The 20257-nt window shown below is 67.4% G+C and carries 23 protein-coding genes; 12 read left to right on the top strand and 11 right to left on the bottom strand.

All coding sequences use genetic code 11. The features are described 5' to 3' along the window. Nucleotides 1-203 precede the first annotated feature (203 nt). Nucleotides 204-776, top strand: a complete 573-nt coding sequence (locus AC6CQV_RS14085; protein WP_498259798.1) for a TnsA-like heteromeric transposase endonuclease subunit — start codon at nucleotides 204-206, stop codon at nucleotides 774-776. Nucleotides 777-888: 112 nt separating this feature from the next. Here the strand turns inward: AC6CQV_RS14085 and AC6CQV_RS14080 are convergent, their stop codons facing one another. From AC6CQV_RS14080 to AC6CQV_RS14065, 4 genes are all read right to left on the bottom strand, one after another. Then, the gene (locus AC6CQV_RS14080) at nucleotides 889-1329 is read right to left on the bottom strand and encodes a zinc ABC transporter ATPase (RefSeq protein ID WP_498259797.1); all 441 of its coding nucleotides are present in this window, start codon (nucleotides 1327-1329) and stop codon (nucleotides 889-891) included. A gap of 32 nt (nucleotides 1330-1361) precedes the next feature. Further along, nucleotides 1362-1520, bottom strand: coding sequence for a hypothetical protein (locus AC6CQV_RS14075; protein ID WP_498259796.1), 159 nt, complete (start codon nucleotides 1518-1520; stop codon nucleotides 1362-1364). Between the two features lie 308 nt (nucleotides 1521-1828). Continuing rightward, nucleotides 1829-4555 (bottom strand): phosphoribosyltransferase-like protein, encoded by a 2727-nt coding sequence (locus AC6CQV_RS14070; RefSeq protein WP_498259795.1) that lies wholly within the window; start codon nucleotides 4553-4555, stop codon nucleotides 1829-1831. Nucleotides 4556-4557: 2 nt separating this feature from the next. After that, a complete protein-coding gene (locus tag AC6CQV_RS14065) occupies nucleotides 4558-4956 on the bottom strand; it encodes a hypothetical protein (protein WP_498259794.1) in 399 nt (132 codons plus the stop codon). A gap of 183 nt (nucleotides 4957-5139) precedes the next feature. On the opposite strand from AC6CQV_RS14065, the gene AC6CQV_RS14060 reads away from it, so the two are divergent. From AC6CQV_RS14060 to AC6CQV_RS14045, 4 genes are all read left to right on the top strand, one after another. Next, complete coding sequence (locus AC6CQV_RS14060; RefSeq protein ID WP_498259793.1) at nucleotides 5140-5385, top strand: helix-turn-helix transcriptional regulator; 246 nt, start codon at nucleotides 5140-5142, stop codon at nucleotides 5383-5385. A gap of 1386 nt (nucleotides 5386-6771) precedes the next feature. Then, on the top strand, nucleotides 6772-7884 hold the full coding sequence (locus AC6CQV_RS14055; protein ID WP_492492031.1) for a cytochrome P450: 1113 nt from the start codon (nucleotides 6772-6774) through the stop codon (nucleotides 7882-7884). Then, nucleotides 7877-9172 carry an MFS transporter gene (locus AC6CQV_RS14050; RefSeq protein WP_498259792.1) on the top strand — a complete coding sequence of 432 codons (1296 nt, stop codon included), beginning with the start codon at nucleotides 7877-7879 and terminating at the stop codon, nucleotides 9170-9172. The genes AC6CQV_RS14055 and AC6CQV_RS14050 overlap by 8 nt, the downstream gene beginning before the upstream one ends. Nucleotides 9173-9309: 137 nt before the next feature. Further along, nucleotides 9310-9465, top strand: coding sequence for a hypothetical protein (locus tag AC6CQV_RS14045; protein WP_498259791.1), 156 nt, complete (start codon nucleotides 9310-9312; stop codon nucleotides 9463-9465). Here AC6CQV_RS14045 and AC6CQV_RS14040 read toward each other — a convergent pair. From AC6CQV_RS14040 to AC6CQV_RS14025, 4 genes are all read right to left on the bottom strand, one after another. Continuing rightward, complete coding sequence (locus AC6CQV_RS14040; protein WP_498259790.1) at nucleotides 9457-9858, bottom strand: DoxX family protein; 402 nt, start codon at nucleotides 9856-9858, stop codon at nucleotides 9457-9459. The genes AC6CQV_RS14045 and AC6CQV_RS14040 overlap by 9 nt on opposite strands. A gap of 81 nt (nucleotides 9859-9939) precedes the next feature. Next, on the bottom strand, nucleotides 9940-10065 hold the full coding sequence (locus AC6CQV_RS14035; protein WP_258186352.1) for a hypothetical protein: 126 nt from the start codon (nucleotides 10063-10065) through the stop codon (nucleotides 9940-9942). Between the two features lie 159 nt (nucleotides 10066-10224). Further along, nucleotides 10225-10689 carry a DUF6326 family protein gene (locus AC6CQV_RS14030; RefSeq protein ID WP_060961153.1) on the bottom strand — a complete coding sequence of 155 codons (465 nt, stop codon included), beginning with the start codon at nucleotides 10687-10689 and terminating at the stop codon, nucleotides 10225-10227. Between the two features lie 43 nt (nucleotides 10690-10732). Continuing rightward, nucleotides 10733-11755 carry an NAD(P)-dependent alcohol dehydrogenase gene (locus AC6CQV_RS14025; protein WP_498259789.1) on the bottom strand — a complete coding sequence of 341 codons (1023 nt, stop codon included), beginning with the start codon at nucleotides 11753-11755 and terminating at the stop codon, nucleotides 10733-10735. Nucleotides 11756-11869: 114 nt separating this feature from the next. Between AC6CQV_RS14025 and AC6CQV_RS14020 the strand changes: the two genes are divergently transcribed. Further along, nucleotides 11870-12541, top strand: coding sequence for a TetR/AcrR family transcriptional regulator (locus tag AC6CQV_RS14020; protein ID WP_498259788.1), 672 nt, complete (start codon nucleotides 11870-11872; stop codon nucleotides 12539-12541). 19 nt (nucleotides 12542-12560) lie between these two features. On the opposite strand, the gene AC6CQV_RS14015 is transcribed toward AC6CQV_RS14020, so the two are convergent. Beyond that, nucleotides 12561-13016: a MarR family winged helix-turn-helix transcriptional regulator gene (locus AC6CQV_RS14015; RefSeq protein ID WP_231735224.1), complete on the bottom strand. Its 456-nt coding sequence runs from the start codon at nucleotides 13014-13016 to the stop codon at nucleotides 12561-12563. Nucleotides 13017-13063: 47 nt separating this feature from the next. On the opposite strand from AC6CQV_RS14015, the gene AC6CQV_RS14010 reads away from it, so the two are divergent. The 6 genes from AC6CQV_RS14010 to AC6CQV_RS13985 all read left to right on the top strand — a co-directional run bounded on the left by AC6CQV_RS14010 (nucleotide 13064) and on the right by AC6CQV_RS13985 (nucleotide 18880). Further along, on the top strand, nucleotides 13064-14314 hold the full coding sequence (locus AC6CQV_RS14010) for a multidrug effflux MFS transporter (RefSeq protein ID WP_498259787.1): 1251 nt from the start codon (nucleotides 13064-13066) through the stop codon (nucleotides 14312-14314). 59 nt (nucleotides 14315-14373) lie between these two features. Continuing rightward, nucleotides 14374-15243 (top strand): NAD-dependent epimerase/dehydratase family protein, encoded by an 870-nt coding sequence (locus AC6CQV_RS14005; protein WP_498259786.1) that lies wholly within the window; start codon nucleotides 14374-14376, stop codon nucleotides 15241-15243. Between the two features lie 44 nt (nucleotides 15244-15287). Continuing rightward, nucleotides 15288-15581, top strand: coding sequence for a DUF2277 domain-containing protein (locus AC6CQV_RS14000; RefSeq protein WP_101305254.1), 294 nt, complete (start codon nucleotides 15288-15290; stop codon nucleotides 15579-15581). Nucleotides 15582-15795: 214 nt separating this feature from the next. Next, on the top strand, nucleotides 15796-16788 hold the full coding sequence (locus tag AC6CQV_RS13995; protein ID WP_060961159.1) for a TerC/Alx family metal homeostasis membrane protein: 993 nt from the start codon (nucleotides 15796-15798) through the stop codon (nucleotides 16786-16788). Between the two features lie 82 nt (nucleotides 16789-16870). Further along, nucleotides 16871-17764, top strand: coding sequence for a lipase family alpha/beta hydrolase (locus AC6CQV_RS13990; RefSeq protein WP_498259785.1), 894 nt, complete (start codon nucleotides 16871-16873; stop codon nucleotides 17762-17764). Between the two features lie 240 nt (nucleotides 17765-18004). After that, the gene (locus tag AC6CQV_RS13985) at nucleotides 18005-18880 is read left to right on the top strand and encodes a GNAT family N-acetyltransferase (RefSeq protein ID WP_498259784.1); all 876 of its coding nucleotides are present in this window, start codon (nucleotides 18005-18007) and stop codon (nucleotides 18878-18880) included. 12 nt (nucleotides 18881-18892) lie between these two features. On the opposite strand, the gene AC6CQV_RS13980 is transcribed toward AC6CQV_RS13985, so the two are convergent. Then, on the bottom strand, nucleotides 18893-19429 hold the full coding sequence (locus AC6CQV_RS13980) for a GNAT family N-acetyltransferase (protein WP_498259783.1): 537 nt from the start codon (nucleotides 19427-19429) through the stop codon (nucleotides 18893-18895). Nucleotides 19430-19439: 10 nt separating this feature from the next. Next, nucleotides 19440-20246 (bottom strand): FadR/GntR family transcriptional regulator, encoded by an 807-nt coding sequence (locus tag AC6CQV_RS13975; protein WP_498259782.1) that lies wholly within the window; start codon nucleotides 20244-20246, stop codon nucleotides 19440-19442. Nucleotides 20247-20257: the final 11 nt, after the last annotated feature.

Here is a 20257-nt window from a genome sequence, read left to right as displayed (position 1 = left end):
TTGTGGTCTCTATATTTGTATCCCTGACGGTGACTATTATCTATGTGACGTGCACTACAGTGAATGTCACATTCACTTGTATTCGGAACTCGCATATACCGAATTAGCCGGTGAAAGCAAGAGCTCGAACCTGAATCTTATTTCGCGAATCTATGGCGGAAGCGTGGATTCTCCCGAACCGATTCGACCCTCACGCTGGCTTCATGACGGCGCGCGAACAGCTCGGAACGCGGGGCGGAGCTTTCCCGGCGGATGTCGCGCTGATGGTTCGCAAAGCGGGTGGCGAGGTGGACGTTGTTCCGCTGCAGTCAGCTCGATTGAGCATGTTCGAGGCTGCCGTCCCGTGGCGTGATTTCCGCTGGTACCGGGGGCAGCGGCACTTTTCGGGCAGCTACTGGTCGGCAACCATGCAATCGCATGTCGGATACGAGTCGCGGCTCGAGTACGCGAACCTGCTGTTGGCCGACTTCGACCCTCGCGTCGACTGGGTTCTCTCTCAGCCGTTTCTCCTCGAGGGGGAGGACAAGGGCAAGCGCCGTCGCCACATTCCCGACTATCTGATCGTCCACACGGACCACACCGTATGCGTGGTGGATGTGAAGCCCGCCGCGAAGCTCACCATCCCGAAGGTGCGTGACTCGCTGACAAGAGCCCCGTCGAGAGGTTCTTCCGCACCCTCGACACGTTCCTCCAGGAACTTCCCGGCTATAACTGTCGCGTCAGCTCCGTGTTCATCTCTTCCACTGTCGCGAACGGGCGCTCGGCGAGTTCGCTGATCCGGGCGTGGCTGAAATGCTGGTCCGAGGTGATGAAGTCGACCTGGTCGAAGTCGAACCATGGATACTCGCTCATGGATCCCACGTTCCTCACGCGCAGTTTCGGACGGTTCTAGAGCTGATCGAGGTCGACCCCGAAGTGCGCCGCGACATCCTCGAGGGGTTCGGTGCTCATGCCGTCGCGCTCACGCACCACGCGCCCGACCTCCCGGTCATCGATCGCTTCGACTAGCTCCTCGAGCACTCGGTCGACGTCGCCACCGTTCGCGGCGGCGAGCCTCGCCATTTCACGGGCCGCGTCAGCGAGCGTGTAGAGCCGCTCCCACGGGTGGTCTACGTGACGCGCGATCGCGACGGTCTCACGAGCGTAGAAGCGTTCGTCCCCGGCGACGAGCCAGTGCTCCTCGCCCTCAGCGGTGATGAAGAAATCGACCACACACTCACCGCACGGCATCTTGTAGACGCCTGGTTCGGTGGGCGCCGTCTCGGTCGCACGCGTGATCATCTCACGGATGACGCCTTCCCAATCGACCGCCGATTCATCGTCGCCCATGGTGACCTCCCGAAGCAGAACAGAAAAGTCTCTCATCTCGACATTGCGGCGTCTACCTCATGGGGCAACCCGTGCGAGCTGGCCGAGAAGGTCTCGTCGCCGCCCAGGGAGACGATCTCGAGCATGACGGTCGACATGTGACTGTTGCCGAAGAGCGCCTTCGACTTCTCGGGAGAGTAGGGGGCGGCCATGGTCTTCGGTGAGCAAGTCTGGGGAGATTCGCTGAGCGCCGTCACCATCCGCGACTTGCCTGCACAGCGTTCGTCATCGACTGACCTCCGTCGCGACAGCGGTGACCTTCACACCCACTGCACCGCTGACTCTATTGTCGGCTCGACCGGACACCCGGCCGTGTTGCGTGGGTCAGTTCGGAGACGAGCTTGAAGACGTGAGCGGATCCGACTGCGTGGTTGCTCAGCACTCGTCGCGACAGCTACAGGCCCCCCAATCGCCTTGAGTCGTATCGCGTCGGCAACTGTGGCACGTAGTTGTTTCCTCCTCAGGTCTTGGGGCGGCGTGGGAACAGCGGACGCCATACGCGCTGATCGTTGCCGTGCCTCCACATGGCCGTCGTTGTCATCGTCGGGGTATTGAACGGCGTGATCAGTAGCAGCCCGGTGTTGCCGTACCCGAGCTCCCGGCTTCCCGCCTTCAGCGGGTCGTTCCCGCCGATTAGCTCGCGCCCGATGGTGCGGAGCTCGGTCTGGAACGCGATCGCGCGAGCCTCGTCCTCACCGTCCAGCATTGTATGGATGGTGGGCGCGTCGGCAAGGTTTGTGTGCGAATAGATTGTGGGGTGCAGATCAAGTTCGCCGAGCTTGGCGAGGATGTGCGCCCGGCCGGCGTCGCTGCCCACGGCGGTGACGATGCCGAGCGTGCGGGCCCGCAGCAACGCGCGCATGTCTGCCGCCAGTGCAGGTGGACGGGCCTCGTTGAGGCCCTCAGTATCGTCAGCACCGAAATACGACTGGAAGACACTGACGATGGAGCTTCCGCGGCCGATAAAGTCGTCGATGAACAATAGCGGACGATCTGAGGCGACTGCCTCGCCAAGGGACAGCACCTGTGCATCGAACTGTTGCGCGATGTCGCCGCTGAAGTAGGTGAGGATCGAGGAGCCGTCCTTCGCCTGGCCGATGGGGACGAACGCTGGCTGGGTGAAGTCTTCGCCATTGGCTTCTAGGAATGCTCGGATGGTGTCCGTGATGTCCTCGCGGGTGATCAGTCGCGTGTTCTCGACCAGTTTCAGCGCAAGGTCCGTGTCGCTGAACTGTCCGACGAAGTCACGGATGCGACCATCGTTGATGGCGCCGCCCTGCAACTTTCCGCGGTCGCTTTCCGTGACTGGTCCCATGTAGCCGGCGAGGCGGGCGGCCGCCTCCTGGATCCGCGATTTCGCGCCCGCGGTTTGCAGGAACGGGGGAACTGGCCGTAGGTCACTGGGCAGGCTGTCGTAGTAGCCGGCCTCGAGCAGCTGTCGACGGAGATCGTTGGTGTCCTCGGTGCCGGCTTTGGCGTATGAGTGCATGGTGGGGCTCACATGCACTTCGTGATCGACGCGGAACACCACTTCGGTGGCGAGGTGGACTAAGGCGGTGATCTCTCGCGGGCAGAATACATACCCCACGTCGCGGGTGTTGATATACGCATCGGCCCACCCTCGGGTCTCCGCGCTGACCACGCCCATGGAAACCAGCTTGTGGTCGTGGTTGATCAAGTACGCGCGGGATTGGTCGGTGTCGGTGACCGTTGTCTTCTTGACGATCGGCGGGTCGATACGAATGTACGGAAAGGGGTCACCGCCAGGGTAGAGCTCGTTCAGCTCGCTGTCGCGACCGAGTGCGGCGAGCATCTCCTGGATGCGGGTCACGATTGATCTGGTGATCTCCGCGCGAGTGTCGCCGTCGTCGGTGTCGCGGATCAGATGTTCAATTGCTCGACGCTGCGTCGGATCGTTCTTGTATGGGTCGGATGGCATCTTCTGCGAGAAAGCGAAGGCCCGGACGAACAAGTCACGATCGCGGATCCGGCCCGCGATGTCGACGGCCACGGCAAGTTCCTGCTCGTCGTGGCCGGTGGTGCCGCTGCGCTCGACCATCTCGGCCATGCGGTCCGCGTCGAGCGAGAGGAACTCGTCGTCGTACATCGAGAGCGGGATCATTGGGCTGTACGCGTCGACCACGGATCCCATCTGGGCGATCACTGCGGCGACCATGGCTTCGGTCGCCCGCACCTTGTGGTGCCGGTAGATCTTGTCGTGCATAAGGCTGCGGCCCAGCGACACCTCGTGCAGGGTACTGGCGCCAGAGCGCGCTACCGCGACGATGGTGTGCGGCCGGCCGGTGTCACGCACGGCGTCGGCGACCTGGTCGGGGAGATCGTTCGTCTGCAGCGACACCGCGCGGATCTTCTGCGTCAAGCGAGTTACATCGGTAACGACGGGCACGCCGCACATCATCGCATCGCGAGTCATGTAGTCGAGCTTGTCGCAGTCGAATGGTCCGCTGATCGCTTCGTGAATCAGCGGATAGTCATCGTCCGTGGAGATGCCGACGATGCACTCCGAAACCCGATCAGCCATGGTCGTGATCTCTGCACGGCCGCCGATGCGGTTTGCTTGCGCCAGCAACTCCCGGAAGGCGGGGCTGCGCACCATGTAGTACGCAGCGATCTCGGACAGTTGTGAGGCCGTGTCCTTCTGTAGGTGACGCTGGAATGCGAGGATCACGTCCTCGCAGGCTTCGTTGCTGCGCAGAGCGTTCTCTACGACGTGCGACATCAACCCATGACCGACATCGTGGCAAAGCGCCGCCATCCGCAAGGTGTGCTTCCACGGCTCGGTGATCCCGGCGAAGTGCGGCTCGTCGCGGTGTGCGTTGACGCCAGCGATGAGACGGCTGACCTGGTGGGTCACCCCCAGGCTGTGCTCAAGTCGGGTGTGGTTGGCGCCCGGGTACACAAGCTGCGCGACACCCAACTGCCGGATCCGTCGCAACCTCTGCAGGATCGGACTGTCCAGCACCACGACTTCAGCGCTCTCCAGCGCGATGGTTCCCCAGACCGCATCGTTGAACTCCTTGCCGGCGATGGCGAGCGCTGGCAATTTGCCCAATCGGTCGAGGTATGGCCGAAGTAGGTCCTCGGTGAGGGCATCGATGCGCGTGACGTACTGCGCCAGGCCGTCATCCTCGACGGTTGCCGATCCCCCGGCCGGGGTCGCATTCATGGTCAGGCCGCAGCGTACGTCGACCTGAAGGCTCGGGCGGCGTTCACGTATAGGTCCGGGTTGCCGGGGAGGTGATCCAAGTACATCTCGGCCTCGCTGGCGTTGATCTTCAGGCGCATGTCCTGGTACTCGGGATTGTCGAGGCTTACGAGGTCTCGCTGTACAGCACGGGTGAGCGCGTCACGCACGTCCGGAGAGTCGCCGTAGACACGGTTCAGCGTGAGCCAGAACCGCGGACGGACATGCGCCTCCACCGCTTTGGCCTCGAACGCGTTGAACGCCTCGATCACTGCACGGTAGAAGGAGTTGCCTCGGATGCTGACGACCTCAATGTCCAGCTCTGCAAGTCCCGCGATCAGGCCGGTCATGAAGTCGTCCAGCGTCAGATCGGATTTGCTCATCGCTGCTCCTAGATCGTTGTGCGTCATACGCGACGCGGCGAACATATCGCGCGCGAGACGCTCATTGTCGCGCCTCGCCGGGAACGACTAACCGGCCAAGTGTCGTCGTCACCTCCCATCATAGACCGCCACGGACGACATTCGCCATAACTATGGCACTACTTCTCTGGTAGTTTCGTGCGCATGCCCAATCGTCGCCGCCGAGAGGAAAGCAAGTACATCGCGCAGTCGCGGTTGCTGGCCACGAGCCTTCGCGAGTCGCGGGCCCGGGCCGGAATGACGCAGGAGGCGGTGGCACGGGAAGCGGATGTGTCGTTGAACACGGTGCGCAACGTCGAGTCTGGCCAGTGTGTGGAACCGGGCTACTTCACGGTGCTAGCGATCGCGAAGGCGCTTGGGGTCGATATCAATCGCGCTACGCCGGCCTGAGGGATGGTAGTCGTCGGCATGCGCGGTGAACCACACCCGTCGCATCCGGCAGCGAGGGACGGTGAGTGCGTACCTTCAAGTCTGGGCTTGGCTCAGCGCCTGCCTGTAGGAATCCGCCATCTCCCGTGGAATCCTAAGCACGAAACCACCGCCAAATATCCTGGAATCCTGGGATCCTCCGCCATCTCCATCGAGAACCTACAGTACGCGTCGGTTCCGCGCCGAAATGACATCGACGTCTCGGCCGAGGTGACTAGTTCGAGCCCCGTTCGCCAAGTCGGAGCTCGCGCCTGCCAGCTGATTCGGCGCACGCAGGGAAGGGTGACGACTGATGAGTTCCGAACGTGGACGGTGTGGAAATCCGCCACTTCTCGTGGAATCTTGGCCGCGAGACCACTGCCAACAACCGTGGAATCGCGGCATTGCCCGCCATATCGAGCGGGAGCATACAGTAGTACGCGTGAGCCTAAGGGAAGTTGTTGCAGGTTCCGGATTGACTTTTCCACTTCGCAGACCGAATGTCCAAGCGGCAATTCGGGAGCGTGATCGGCGCGGATGCGTCATTCGGGTCGATGGTCTGACGCGAACTGCTTCCTGCCCACGAATGTACGCCTGAGGGGTCAGCCCAGATGGTGCGCGCCCACTCGTCGGGCCGTACCCGAACGACCTGTCCATCGTTCGGGTACTCAGCTGGCCGGTGGACAGATCCTGCACACGATCGAGGACGCCAGGTCACAGTCGGAGCAGGGCTTCGGCCGATCCTGCGGATACCTCGGCACATCCCGGACCGCGATGCTGGCGACGGAACGGGGATGGTAGCTGCGGAGGCCGACCTTTCGGATGCCGAGCGGGCTACGGTCCACTCCGTTACGTCGTCCGACGACGCACCCCGCAGCCCGCTACGCGCCGCCCTGGTCGGCCAGGAGAAGTCTCCGCAGCACGTCGGTGGCGAGCGTCGGATGGGCGGTCAGATCTCCGGACGAGGCGTTCGCAGACAGCCTCCCGATCTGCAGTCAGGCTGGATAGGGCGACATCATCGATGGCATCGCGGTTCGGCTCCGGAACTGATGGCCTATTGCCGGAAACACCTCCCAGACGACGGTAGCGGGACGCTCTCTACGTCGGAGGTGCGCGCCAGCACCAGGCGGCGATCACCAGATATTTCGCAAGCGGAAAGTGCCGCCTGCGAAATTCGATAGAGTGATCGACATCTGTTCAACTGAGCAGGTATCGATTTCACACGAATGAGGCTATTGATGCTCACAAAGATTCGCCGCCGACTGATCGCAGGCTCCATCCTCCGCCGCTCTGGGTACGCGCAGAAGTACGGGATCTGAGTTCTTCCGGTTCGGGGGTCGTTCAGGCGACCCCCGGTTCGTGCGAATCATGCGTGAGAAGAACCTCTATCTCGACCTGAGACGGCTCGATCGGATTGCCGAGCGCGACACGGCTTCCTTTGAAAACGGCGGCGCCACGATCGTCCTGGACTCCGTCGATATCGCTGACGTCACCACTGCCGATCCCCGCGAGTTCAGACCGCAGACCGCGTTCTTCCGCACGTACGCGCGTGATCCGCTTCCGGAAGATCTGCGTAAGGATCTCAGGGGAGGCATCATCCGCCTTGTGAACAGTCAGGAGGCGCGGGATGCCATCGCTGCGCCCCGCTTCGCTACTGGCGCCTTCCGGACGCAAGGGTGGGGTGTCGAGGCCATTCTTGAGATGCTGTTTCCGCTGATCTGCGGGCGACGAGACCCTGCCCTGCAACTGCTGACGCGTGAGTACGTCCGTCGGGTGGTCGTCGGATCCAGTGTGCGCGGGTTCAGGAAGAAGGAACGCACGCGCGTGAGTGGTGACATATGGGCCAGGATGTTGCCCCATATTCTGCATCTGTCACCGGGAACTCATGACGATCTGATTGATGTGGCACTTCGTGTTCGCAGACGTCTCTCACCCCGAGAGCTCCCGGAGGTTTACTCCCGCATGGTGCTCTCGATGGTTGGCTTCACCGGGATCGGGCTTGAGTGGGCGGTTACGCTCGGCATGCGGAGAGCGAAGGATGGGTCTAGAGCACTCGACAAGTTCGCTGCCCGAACAATCGTCGACGAGAGTCAGCGCCTCGCGCCAGCGGCGTGGAAGCTCATTAGAGAACAACCGATCGAGGGTGCCGAGGGCAGCTATCGCCACGTTGTGTTGATGACGTCCGCTGTGCACAGAAGCAGTCGGCATTGGGAGAAGCCGCTGGAGTTTCTCCCGGGCAGATGGGAGTCTCCCAGTACGCCGACGACGGCGAACTTCCTTCCGTTCGGGAGAGGAGCGATGCTCTGCCCCGCGAGGCAGTTCGCCTTGGATGTGCTCTGTGTGGCGCTCGACACTCTCCGCGACGACTACATCATCGATATCGGAGCGCGTCGCTCCCTGCCCCGCGCGCACATACTGTTCGCGCCGCCACGTCGACGTATCCGCATCACCCGACGGGAACGAGGGACTTCTAGTGAGTAAGACACGCTCGGAACGCCCGGGCTTGCTCAAGAACGCGAACTATCGCCGGCTGCTGGGCGCATCCGCTTTCGGTGCGGTGTCGGCTGGCGCCGCGGGTATTGGACTGGATCTCGTCGCGGTCATCACTCTGCAGGCATCCGCATTTGAAGTCGGACTGATCAATGCGGTGGGGACCGTGTCGTATCTCGTCCTGAGTGTTCCGGTCGGTGTGCTCGTCGACCGCATGCGCAAGAGCGCGATCATGGGGTTCGCTGAGCTGCTCGCCGCCGTTGCCTTGCTGTGGATTCCGGTTGCGTTCATGCTGGGGATCCTTGAGTACTGGCAACTTCTGCTCGTCACCTTCGTCTCGGGATGCGCGGGGATGCTGTTCAGCATCGCGAGTCGAAGCGTCTTGCCAGACATCGTCGATGACGACAACGTCGCGCTTGCCTACTCTCGTCAAGAGAGCGCAACCACCGCGATCGACATCGTCGCCCCCTTCGTCGTGGGGCAGGTGCTGCGATGGGTCGCCGCCCCTTTCGTCTTGCTGATCTCGTCGGTCGCTCGGGTGCTCTCCTCCATTCTGGCTTTCAGACTGCGAGGGTTGCCGGAGCGTGTCGATGAGCGCGCGGAGCCCTACTACCGCGCACTCGGTACCGGACTGCGATTCAGTCTGGGCAACAGGCCCGTCCGACTCATCGTGATCAGCACGGCGCTGATCAACTTCGGACTTGCCATGGGGTCGGCGGTGGAGACGATCTACTACGTCCGCACGCTGGAGATGTCAGCACCCGAGATCGGGGTGGTACTGATGTGCATCGGTATCGGCGGTCTCGCGGGGACGCTCATCGGTCCGATCATCAACAAGTCGCTCGGCGAACGCGTCGCGTTTCGAACCGTCACCATCGCGATGGTGCCCGTCGTGGCGATCTTGCCCCTGATCGCAGGATTCGGGCGCTTCGCCTACGTGGCCGTGGCCGCACAGGGAATGCTCTACGCGGTCCTCGTCGTCGTTTACAACGTGAACTCGTACTCGCTGACGTCACGTCTCACGCCGCGATCGCTGATCGCTCGGCAGATGAGCTTTCTCGGGTTCGCGGGGATGGGGGTGGTTCCCATCGCCAGCTTGCTCGGAGGCTTCACGGGCACGGCGATTGGAGCGGTCTCGACGCTGTGGATCTGGGTCGGAATCTCCGTACTGGCCGTGATCCCGACGCTGGCGCTCCCCGACGTCCGCGCGCCGCAGGAAGGCGGCGCCATACCTGCGGAGGATGCCGCGACCGAAGACTCAACACGCTCAGCCTCGTAGGAACCCGCCACTTCACGTCGAGCCCTGCGGGCATGCCCGCCGCGGGATGGATGCCGGGGGTTCCAAGCTGGGCGTGTTGGCCGCGGCCGCCGGCGTCGCGACGCAGTATCCGCCCCTGGACCAGCATCGCCACGGCGGTGAAGGCTGCCTCCCTCCTTGCTCTCGCGGGCGAAGGATTCACCCGGTTCCGCACCGGCGGCTCGGCGGACAACGAGGCGATCATCCGCGCCAATGACGCGCTGGGCTACCTCCGCGACGAAGAGTGGGTCACCCTCATCCGTGAATCAGCGTGAGGCCCGCAGCGCCCGCCGGATCAACGTGACCTGAAGCGGCAGCCGCACCAGTGACACGGCGAACGCGGCCCATGCCTTCGGCGTGCGTCGGCGCGCCGCCCGGCGGCCGAGGTCCACGCTCATCTGCATGTTCGCGGGCCAGACGGCGGCGAGCACCACCGCACTCGCTCGCCCGGCGGCGACGCGCGTCGACGGCACGATCAGCCCCACCGCGCACGCCAGCTCGGCGAGGCCCGAGACGATCACCAGCGGCCGATCCCACCGGCGCAGCACGCGCGGGATGATCGGAGTGAACACGCCCGGCCGCACGAGATGGATGACGCCCGACACCGCGAACGGCACCATCACGATCCAGGGGATGGTGGCCGTGGGCTTCTTCGCGCGAGGTGTCATCACGCCATTCTCCCCGCCCGCCGACGCGCGGGGCCGCCGCGCGAACACCTCCGTTGGCCGCGTAGGCAGATGCTCTCCCCCTCAATCCTGGAGCGAGCCCGACCGGCACCTCGCCGTCGCCTGGGCCGCCGACTGCGCCAGCTGCGGGTGCAGGGTTCGCAACTCGCGCAGCCCATCGCCCAGCTGCACGACCTCGACGACGATCACGCAGGCATGATCGGTGAGCAGGATCACGGCATTCGAGCCGCGGTGCGCCCGGGGCCAGCCCGCTGTCTGAGCCGCGCGATCGACGAGAGCCCGGGCGCCGCGGACATCGATCCCGACACCGCCACCTGGCGATGAGGGTCATGTCCGCGGCGTCCGGAATCACCGATCGGTGCGGAGCACGAGCGCTTCGCGGCGAGAAACTGAGGTCCACGCGCGCTGCACGATGAACACCAGTAGCGCCAGCTCCGCCCCGATGGACAGCACGTAGAACGGTAGCCACTCGGCAGTCGATCCGGCGATGTTGAACGCCGAGTACGGCACGTACAGCGACGCCACTACGACGTTCACGATGCGGTTCGCCCGCGGCGGGAGGGTCACCGACAGTACGATCATCACCGCCGGGACCATCACCGAGGCGAGCATCCCCGTCAGCAGCGGCGGGTTCACCTCGAACTGCCAGACCATCCCGTCGAGGATGCCGGCGACGACATGCGGTTTGTAGAAGTTCAAGACGTCGACGTAGACGTACAGGAACATGAAGCTGGTCCAGGCGGCGGCGAGCTTCACCGGTGTGGGGATCGATGCGACGTCGAGTGCGGCGCGGGTCTTGAGCGTGGTGCACATGGGTTCTCCTTGGCTGTGGTGGGTGTGGTCCAGGGATGCCGCGTCACGGGATGACGACGAGCTTGCCGCGCGTGTGCCCGGTCGCGACCCGGCGGAGGGCGTCGGCGGCATCCGTCAGTGCGTAGCTCCGATCGACGACCGGCGTGATCTCGCCGCTCGCGAGCATCTCCGCGAGCGCGACCAGATCGTCACGGCGGCCGAGGGAGGTGAACGGCCGCAGTCGCTGGCGCGTCAGCGCGGACAGCAGACGCGCGCGGGCGATGCGACCGAGAGGCCCGATCCAGGCGCCGCCGCGACCGCTGTTCGGGATGAGCGTTCCGGTCGGGGTGAGGATCCGCCGCATCGCCGCGAGCGGCTTCGCCTCCACACTGTCGAGGATCACGTCGAACCGCGCGCTCCCGCCGGTCACGTCGGTCGTCTCGTAGTCGATGACGTGATCGGCGCCGAGGCGGCGGACGAGCTCGGCGTTGCGCCCACTGCAGACGGCCGTGACCTCGGCGCCGAGCGCTTTCGCGATCTGCACCGCGAACGACCCCACGCCGCCGGAGGCCCCGGTGATCAGCACCGTCTGCCCGGCCGTCAACCGCGCCACGTCGCGCAGCGCCTGCAGCGCCGTCATCCCCGATGTCGGGACCGCGGCTGCGTCTGCCGCGGAGACGCCCGCGGGAACCGGCGTGAGATGGTCCTCGCGGACGGTGGCGTACTCCGCGAGCGCGCCCGTCGTCGTCCACCCGAAGACCCGGTCTCCGACGTGCACCGAGGTCACCTCCGCACCGACCGCTCGGACGACGCCGGCCAGATCCATACCCGGGGTGCGCCGGCGAGGCCGCCGCAGCCCGAACGCCAGCCGCACCAGGCGCGGCCGGCCCGTCATCACGAAGTAGTCCCCCGGATGCACGGATGCGGCGCCGACCTCGACGAGCACCTCCCGCCGGCCGGGCGACGGGACCTCGACGGCCTCGAGCGACAGCACCTCCGGCGTCCCGTATCGCTCCTGCACGAGCGCCTGCATCCGCCCCGGAGAGGTCACGGCAGCCGACGGATCCGGTGAGGCGGGGGTGGTCATGAGATCTCCTGGTGGTCGTGAGCGGCGGTTTCGTACACCGTACGTCGTACACCGTACTATCGGACGTACGCTGTACGATTGTCAAGTCCTTCGACGCGATGAGGAGCCCGATCGATGGCGCGACGACGCCCGCCCACGCCTGTCGGCGCCGGTCTCAGCAAGGAGCGCGTCGTCGCCGAGGCGATGCGCATCGCCGACCGCGAGGGGGTGGAGCGACTCAGCATGCGCGGACTCGCCGCCGCGCTCGACGCCGGCGCCATGTCGCTGTATCACTACGTCGCGAACAAGGAGGAGCTGCTCGACGCGATGATCGATGTCGTCTTCGACGAGATCGCGCTGCCCTCCCTCGATGTCGACTGGACGGTCGCGATGCGCGCCGAGTCGGTCTCTGCGCACGAGGTGCTCGCCCGGCATCCGTGGGCGATCAGTCTGATGGAGTCGCGCACGTCGCCCGGGCCGGCGAACCTCCGTCACCGCGAGGCCGTGACCGCGTGCCTACGCCGCGCCGGGTTCTCGGTCGAGATGGCGACCCACGCGAACTGGCTGCTCAGCAGTCATGTCTACGGCTACGCGCTGCAGGAGGCGAGCCTGCCGTTCGGCACGGCCGAGGAGCTCGCCGACATGACCGAGGAGGTGTATCTCCCCCAGGTGCCGGCGGAGCTGTATCCCTCGCTGCACGAGTCCGGTGCGCACCTCCTGGCGATCGGGTACGACCCGTCCCAGGAGTTCCTCTTCGGACTCGATCTCGTGCTCGCCGCCCTCGAGGCGCTCCGCCCGAAGCCCTGACGGCGCGGAGGCGTCGGCCTCAGGGCTGCGTCGGCGGGTGCATTCCGTCGTCGATGCGCGTGAGGAGGCGCATCGCGGCGTCGAGCTCGCGTTCGTCGACATCCGCCGGCAGCGCGCGCGCCAGGCTCTGCGACCACCACGCGCGCAGTCGTCCGATGTTCTCGATGGCCAGGTCGGTCGGGAACAGCTGCACCTGCCGGCCGTCGTCCGGCGCGCCGCGCCGTTCGATCATCCCCTTGCGCTCGAGCTCCCGCAGCGCGGTGCTCAGGTTGCTGCGCCGCAGCCCCGTGGCGACGGCGGTGGCGCTGGGGGATGTTCCCGGATGCCCGTCGATCCAGCGCATCGCGAGGATCTCCGTGCCGGTGAGCGCGACGACGTCCGGCCCGGCTGAGACGCCGTGCGGATCGAGCTCGCGGGCCACGCGGAGCACGAGCTCGGCGAAATCACCCCACATGGCATCCGGCACCGACGTCACTCGGACAGCTTACCTCCGCCGTGAGAATTAGTTATAGTTTCATAACTATGACTTCTTCTTCATCCACCGCCGAACGCGTCGCCCTCCCGGACGCGAACTCCGACGCATCCCGCCCCATCACGCCCGCTCTGCTGGTGGTGCTGGGTCTGCTCAGCGCGATCGCGCCCTTCGCGACGGACCTCTACCTGCCGGCGTTCCCGGAGATGGCCGCCGATCTGCGGACCTCCGCGACCGCCGTCCAGCTCAGCCTCACGTCGTTCCTGCTGGGAGTCACCGCGGGCCAGCTCGTCTTCGGCCCGCTCTCCGATCGCTTCGGACGCGTCGCCCCGCTCGTCGCCGGCGCGGTGCTGTGCGTCGCCGCGAGCGTCATCGCCGTCTTCGCCCCGACGGTCGGCGTCCTCATCGCCGCACGTTTCGTGCAGGGGCTCGGCGGTGCCGCCGGCATGGTCATCGGTCGTGCGATCATCTCGGACCTCGCCACCGGACGGCCCGCTGCGCGCGCCTTCTCGCTGATGATGATCGTCGGCGGCGTGGCGCCCGTGATCGCACCGCTCGTCGGCGGCGTGCTCACGGCGGCGGTCGGATGGCGGGGACTGCTCGCGATCGTGCTGGGGCTGGCGGTCGTGATGCTCGTCGCCGTCCTGGTCGTGGTGCGCGAGACCCACCTCAAGGAGCGGCGCGACGCCCTCCGCGCCGAGCGCCGCGGATCGTCGTCCGGGGCGCGTGAGATGCTCTCGCGCACCTTCATCGGCTACGCGGCGAGTTTCGCCTTCGCGTTCGCCGCCATGATGGCCTACATCTCGGCCTCGCCCTTCGTCTATCAGGACATGATCGGGCTCGACAGTGCGGGTTACGGCATCGCGTTCGGCATCAACGCCCTCGTGCTCATGGTGACCAGCGTCGTCTCCGCGAAGCTGGTCGCGACGCGCTCGGTGCGGGCCGTGCTCGGCACCGGGCTCGGCGGCGTGCTCGTCGCCGCCGTCGCGTTCGCCGTCCTCGCTGTCACCGCCGCCCCCGTCGCCCTGCTCGCCGTGCCGCTGTTCCTGCTGTCCGGGAGCCTCGGCTTCGTGCTCGGCAACGGCACCGCGCTGGCCCTCGCGGCCGTCCCGAAGGCGGCCGGCACCGCCTCGGCCGTGGTCGGGGCGCTGCAGTTCGGCCTGGCCGCCCTCGTCTCGCCGCTGGTGAGCCTCGGCGGGTCGACGACCGCTGTCCCGCTGGCCGTGGTCATGCTCGCCGCCGCGGTCGTCGCCCTCGCCTTCTTCGCGATCGCGCGCCCCGCCCGCCCCCGCACGACGTGAGCGGGGGCCCGCCGTCCCCGCCCGCCCCTGCCTCCCCCGGACGTGCCTACGATGGCGGGATGAAGATCGTGCTCACCGGCGCCACCGGCTACATCGGCTCCTCCGTTCTCGCCGCTCTCCGGGAGCGGGGCCACGAGGTCGTCGCGCCCGTGCGCAGCGCGTCGTCGGCGCAGAAGGCCACCGCGGCCGGTGCGACCGCCGTCGTCGGCGACATCACCGACCCCGCCTGGTTCGCCCCGCTCCTCGAGGGCGCGGATGCCGCGATCCACACCGCCGCGCCCGGCGACGGCAGCTCGCCGCAGTTCGACAGCGCCGTCGCCGACGCCGTGATCTCCGCCTTCGGCGGCACCGGCAAGCCGTACATCCACACCGGCGGGCTCTGGATCCACGGCCCGTCCACCGACCTCACCGAGGAGACGCCGTTCGCCCCGCCCGCCCTCGTCGCCTGGCGCGAGGCGGTCGAGTCCCGCCTCGCCGACGCCGACCTGGCGCTCACGATCGTGGAGCCCGGCATCGTGTACGGGCACGGCGGCGGCATCCCGGCGTCGTTGGCCGACGCCCCGAGGGATGCCGAGGGTCGCCTCACCGTCGTCGGCGACGGCACGCAGCACTGGGCGACCGTGCACGTCGACGACCTCGCCGACCTCTACGCTCGGGTCATCGAGGGCCCGGCCCCCGTCGGACGCGTGCTGGGGTTGAGCGGACACAACCCGACGGTGGCCGAAATCGGCGAGGCCTTCGCCGACGGCCCGGTCGTGCCCGAAGGCGCCGCCGCATCGCGCAAGCGCCTCGGCGCCCCCTTCGCCGACGCCCTCATGCTCGACCAGCAGGGGTACGGCCGCCGGGCGCGCACACTCGGCTGGACGCCCGCGCGCCCGACTCTGATCGAGGAGATCCACACCGGCTACGCCGCCCCCGCGGCCGACTGAACGAGGCTCTGTCGGCCGCGTCCGCTGCGGTCTACGCTCTCGGCATGTGCCGAAACATCCGGGTGCTCCACAACTTCGAACCTCCCACCACCGATGACGAGGTCCGCGAGGCCGCGTTGCAGTTCGTCCGCAAGGTGAGCGGGTCGACCCGTCCGTCGCGCGCGAACGCGGAAGCCTTCGACGCCGCGGTCGACGAGATCGCCGTGGCCACGCGGCGCCTCCTCGACGCGCTCGTGACCGCCGCGCCCCCGAAGAACCGCGAGGCCGAGGCGGTGAAGGGACGCGCCCGCCACGAGAAGCGGATGGAGCGCGAGGTGCGCATCCGTACGGCGTCGTGACGCGGATGCCGCACCGGCGCGGCATCCGTCGCCATCCGGCGACTTCCCAGGTTCGCGTCACCCCGCTGCCCTACTCTGACTCCAGTCCAGGGGGAGTACTCCGAGACGGACGGTTCGTCATTACGGTCGCATGCGGCCCGGGCCGCCTGGTCCCGATCAGGGATGGAGGAGACTCTGGCGTCGACCACGTCACGCCATTCTTCGGGAGACCCTTGTGAACATCACGCCGCTCGTGTGGATCATCACGATCGCCGTCACCATCGCCTTCTTCGTGTGGGAGTTCTTCGCGCACGTGCGCAAGCCCCACGAGCCGACGGTGGGCGAGTCGGCCCGGTGGTCGGCGTTCTACATCGGCCTCGCGCTGCTGTTCGGCGTCGGCGTCGGTGTGGTCTCGGGGTGGACCTACGGCGGCGAGTACTTCGCCGGCTACCTCACCGAGAAGGCCCTGTCGATCGACAACCTGTTCGTCTTCCTCATCGTCATGACCGGCTTCGCGGTGCCGAAGATCTATCAGCAGAAGGTGCTGATGATCGGCATCGTCATCGCCCTCATCATGCGCGGCGCGTTCATCGCCGTCGGTGCGGCCCTGATCGAGAACTTCTCGTGGGTGTTCTACCTGTTCGGTGCCCTGCTGCTGTTCCTCGCCTACCGCCAGGCGTTCGCGCACGGCGAGTCCAACCCCGCCGACGGCCGCTTCATGCGCCTCGTCCGCCGGGTGCTGCCGGTGAGCGACGAGTACAACGGCGACAAGCTCACGGTCGTGAAGGACGGACGCCGCTTCGTCACCCCGATGCTGCTCGTCATCGTCGCGATCGGCTTCATCGACCTCGTCTTCGCCGTCGACTCGATCCCGGCGATCTACGGGCTCACGCAGGAGGCCTACCTCGTCTTCACGGCGAACGCCTTCGCGCTCATGGGCCTGCGTCAGCTGTACTTCCTCATCGGCGGACTGCTCGAGCGCCTCGTCTACCTCGCGCAGGGCCTCGCGGTGATCCTCGCGTTCATCGGTGTGAAGCTGCTCATCCACGCGCTCCACAAGAACGAGCTGCCGTTCATCAACGGCGGCGAGCACGTGACGATCATCCCCGAGATCCCGATCTGGCTCTCGCTCGTCGTCATCGCCGCCACGATCGCCGTCGCGACGATCGCCAGCCTCGCCAAGACGCGTCGGGACCGCCTGGCGGTCGAGCCGCACGACGTCGCCTGAGCGCGGCGGGTCGGGCACGAGACCTCCGCGCCTCGGGCGCGCCGGGATCTAGGCTGGTGTCGCCCGAGGAGAGGACGTCGACGTGGATGCTGTGGTGCTCGTGTCCGGCGGAGCAGCCGTCACCCCGTACACCAGCGCGGAGCGTGCCGCGGGCGAGGGTCTCGCCGCCGGCAACACGTCGACGGCTCTGCGCACCCATCTGCTGCAGCGGCACGCCGCGGTGTTCACGGCGCCGGCGCGCATCGGCGACGGCGAGGTGCGCGAAGACACCGGCTGGCAGGGGTTCTCCGACGTCGCCGACGTCCTTCCCGCCGCGATGACGATCAACGCGGTCGGCGACATCGACGCCGCCGGGGTGAGGCTGGCCGCGTTCCTCGGGTGGCTGGGCGAGGAGCACGGCGTCTCGTCGGTCCGGCTCGTGGCGCACTCGATGGGTGGACTGTTCTGCCGGGCGGCGCTGCGCGAGATCGGACGCGGAGGGCCCGCCGTGTCACACCTGGTGACCCTGGGAACGCCCTGGCACGGATCCCTGCTCGGCGACGTCCTCAGCGGCGATATCACCACGGCCGATGCGCACGACGATCCGCCGACGCTGAGCATCCTTGAGGCGTCGCCCGGGTACGCGGCGCAGAATTCGCAGGGCGCGGCCGCCGAGGTGTCGGCTCACTTCCTTGCGAAGTGGAACGCGGCCCAGCAGGGTGTGCTGGACGATGTCGCGGTCACGGTCATCGGCGGCGGCCACTTCCGCGCGTACCGCGAGCCCGATCGGCTGTGGCCCCACGACGGCCTGGTGTCGCAGCGCAGCGCGCTCGCCACCGACGTCCCCGCCGCGGTGCTGCCGCAGGTGCGCCGACACACGGTGGACGACGACGTGCACAGCATCTTCTTCGCGAACGGCTTCGATCTCCCGTGGGAGCGCGCGCTCACCTGGGATCCGGCGGTGTTCGACCTCGTCGACGCCGCGCTGACCACGTGACGGGTGGCCGCCGGTCGGGGGCGCGGAGAGTTCGGGCCGCGGGGTGGCGCGGAACGCCACCCCGCCCCGCAGCACGGGCCTCTGGGGAAGGCGGCGTCTGCGGGTGACGAGCCCCCCAGCTCATCGAGGCCCGAACACGGCGGGAAACCATCACCGCCGCATTCATGAGATGGGCATCCGCGTGAATCATGACGCGAGTGTCGAAAAGTCGCGGCCGCACCGGTCTGGGACCATGTCGGCATGAGCACGAGCTTCGACCGGCGCGATCTGCGCGTGCGCCCGGCATCCGTCGGCGACGCCCGCGGCATCGCCGAGGTGCACGTGCAGGCCTGGCGCGAGGCCTACGCGCGTCAACTGCCGGCTCACCTCCTCGCCGGACTGCGCGTGGAGCCGCGCGTCGAGCGCTGGGCGGCGATCGTCGCCGACGACACCACGGACGTCTTCGTGGCCGAGGTCGACGGCCGTGTCGTCGGCTGGTCCACGGCCTCCGGCGGGCGCGACGACGACCGCCCCACGCCGCGGGAGCTGGAGGGCATCTACGTTCTCGCCGAGCTCTCCGGCGCCGGCGTCGGGCAGCGCCTGTTGGATGCCGCGATCGGCACCGACCCCGCCCACCTCTGGATGCTGGACGACAACCCGCGGGCCGAGGCCTTCTACCGCCGCAACGGCTTCGTCCGCGACGGTGTCGAGCGCGATCGCACCATGGCCGGGCATCCGATCCACGTCGTCCGCCTGGTGCGCCACGACGGCGTGCCGCAGTGGGCCGCGGTGAAGGATGCCGAGATCGCGCTGCTGCGCGCGGACGTGCGCCGCGATCCCGCACGGGTGAGCGCTCTGCTGCATCCGACGTTCGTCGAGATCGGGCGCTCCGGCATCCTGTGGACGCGGGACCAGGTGGTGGCCGCGCTCGCCGAGGAGGGCGGACGCGCCGAGCCTCCCACCGACCAATGGGAGTTCCGGCAGCAGTCCGCGGATCTCGTGCTGATCACCTACCGGCTCACGACGCCGTCGGGACGCAGTCGCCATTCGTCGCTCTGGGACGTCGGTGGCGCCACGCCGCGGCTGCGCTTCCATCAGGGCACGCTCGTGCCGCCCGCGCACGACGCCGCGCGATAGCGGACCGCGACCTCAGCGGTCGGTGCGCTCCCAGTCGGTGCGCAGCAGGCCGAGCACGACCATGTCTTCATAGGCGCCGCGCACCCACGCGTGTTCGCGCAGCCTGCCCTCGACCTCGAAGCCGGCCTTCTCGTACACGCGGATCGCACCGACGTTGGAGCTGATGGCCTGCAGGTGCACGCGTCGCAGATTGCAGCGCACGAATGCGAAGGCGACGATCTTCGCCAGGGCGGCGGTGCCGATGCCGCGGCCCCGGTGCTCGGCGAGCACGGCGATGCCGATCTCGGCGTGACGGGCGAGGTCGTCGAATCCGAACAGGCTCACGCTGCCGACCGCGGCGCCGCCGACGTCGATCACGAACTCGATGCTGCGCGCGCCCGGTCCGCTCGCCGTGTCGGTGAGCCGCTTCTCGAACGCCGACCGGGTCAACGGGGAGGGGCGCGACGGTGTGCGCTCCTCCCACGTCTCCAGGTCGGCGGTGAGGCGGTAGAGCGCGTCGACGTCCGCGGCGGTGCGGGCGCGCAGGGTCACGAGCGGGGCGTGGGGCATTCCCTCCACGTTACCGGCGGGGTGCGACGATCGGCCCGTCGGCCTCCGACCGGCGGCCGACCGGCACGCTTCCCGCGGTCGTCGGGAGTCCGAACAGCACGGATGCCGCGCGGCGGATATGGGCCTCCGCGAGATCGGCGGCCCGATCGGCGTCACCCCCGTCGATCGCGGTGAAGATCGCCCGGTGCTCGGCGCGCAGCCGGTCGGACTCCTCGGGCCACTCCTCGGTGCGCTCGGCGGCGCGGAGGATCGGCACCTTCATCGCGCTGCGGATGGCGGCGGTGAGCGCCGCCGACAGGGCGCTTCCCGAGGCCTCGGCGATCGCCAGGTGGAACTGCGTGTCGGCGTCGTTGAAGGAATCCCGCGACGAGTGGGGCTGATCCATCCGATCGAGCGCGTCGATCATCCGCGTCCGCGCGGCGTCGTCGAGTCGTCGCGCGGCCGAGGCGGCACTGGCGCGCTCGAGGACGACACGCGCGTCGGTGACGTCCTGGATGGTGAAGTTCGACAGCGCGACGTGCAGCCGGAGGAAGCGGGTCAGCGCGTCGCGGGGGAGGGCGGCGACGAACGTCCCCGCGGTGGCGCCCGCTCCGGGCTGCGATCGCAGGACGCCCTGCGCCTCCAACACGCGCACGGCTTCGCGCACGCCGGCGCGGCTGACCTCGAGGCTGGCCGACAGCTCGCGCTCGGGCGGAAGGGCGTCGCCGACCTGGAGCGCGCCGGAGAGGATCCGGTCCTCGATCGCCTCGATCACCAGCTCGTGGGCGCGGGCCTTCTTCACCGGTCGCCACGGCGATGCCGTCCTGTCGTCCGTCATCGCGAATCGCG

This window comes from Microbacterium sp. EG9, from assembly GCF_059759475.1.
This window is presented reverse-complemented; position numbering and strand designations above follow the sequence as displayed.

Coding starts and splice junctions, on each gene's coding strand:
- AC6CQV_RS14085 (WP_498259798.1), top strand. CDS start 204: ATGACGGCGCGCGAACAGCTCGGAACGCGGGGCGGAGCTTTCCCGGCG.
- AC6CQV_RS14080 (WP_498259797.1), bottom strand. CDS start 1,329: ATGGGCGACGATGAATCGGCGGTCGATTGGGAAGGCGTCATCCGTGAG.
- AC6CQV_RS14075 (WP_498259796.1), bottom strand. CDS start 1,520: ATGGCCGCCCCCTACTCTCCCGAGAAGTCGAAGGCGCTCTTCGGCAAC.
- AC6CQV_RS14070 (WP_498259795.1), bottom strand. CDS start 4,555: ATGAATGCGACCCCGGCCGGGGGATCGGCAACCGTCGAGGATGACGGC.
- AC6CQV_RS14065 (WP_498259794.1), bottom strand. CDS start 4,956: ATGAGCAAATCCGATCTGACGCTGGACGACTTCATGACCGGCCTGATC.
- AC6CQV_RS14060 (WP_498259793.1), top strand. CDS start 5,140: ATGCCCAATCGTCGCCGCCGAGAGGAAAGCAAGTACATCGCGCAGTCG.
- AC6CQV_RS14055 (WP_492492031.1), top strand. CDS start 6,772: ATGCGTGAGAAGAACCTCTATCTCGACCTGAGACGGCTCGATCGGATT.
- AC6CQV_RS14040 (WP_498259790.1), bottom strand. CDS start 9,858: ATGACACCTCGCGCGAAGAAGCCCACGGCCACCATCCCCTGGATCGTG.
- AC6CQV_RS14030 (WP_060961153.1), bottom strand. CDS start 10,689: ATGTGCACCACGCTCAAGACCCGCGCCGCACTCGACGTCGCATCGATC.
- AC6CQV_RS14025 (WP_498259789.1), bottom strand. CDS start 11,755: ATGACCACCCCCGCCTCACCGGATCCGTCGGCTGCCGTGACCTCTCCG.
- AC6CQV_RS14020 (WP_498259788.1), top strand. CDS start 11,870: ATGGCGCGACGACGCCCGCCCACGCCTGTCGGCGCCGGTCTCAGCAAG.
- AC6CQV_RS14010 (WP_498259787.1), top strand. CDS start 13,064: ATGACTTCTTCTTCATCCACCGCCGAACGCGTCGCCCTCCCGGACGCG.
- AC6CQV_RS14005 (WP_498259786.1), top strand. CDS start 14,374: ATGAAGATCGTGCTCACCGGCGCCACCGGCTACATCGGCTCCTCCGTT.
- AC6CQV_RS14000 (WP_101305254.1), top strand. CDS start 15,288: ATGTGCCGAAACATCCGGGTGCTCCACAACTTCGAACCTCCCACCACC.
- AC6CQV_RS13985 (WP_498259784.1), top strand. CDS start 18,005: ATGAGCACGAGCTTCGACCGGCGCGATCTGCGCGTGCGCCCGGCATCC.
- AC6CQV_RS13980 (WP_498259783.1), bottom strand. CDS start 19,429: ATGCCCCACGCCCCGCTCGTGACCCTGCGCGCCCGCACCGCCGCGGAC.
- AC6CQV_RS13975 (WP_498259782.1), bottom strand. CDS start 20,246: ATGACGGACGACAGGACGGCATCGCCGTGGCGACCGGTGAAGAAGGCC.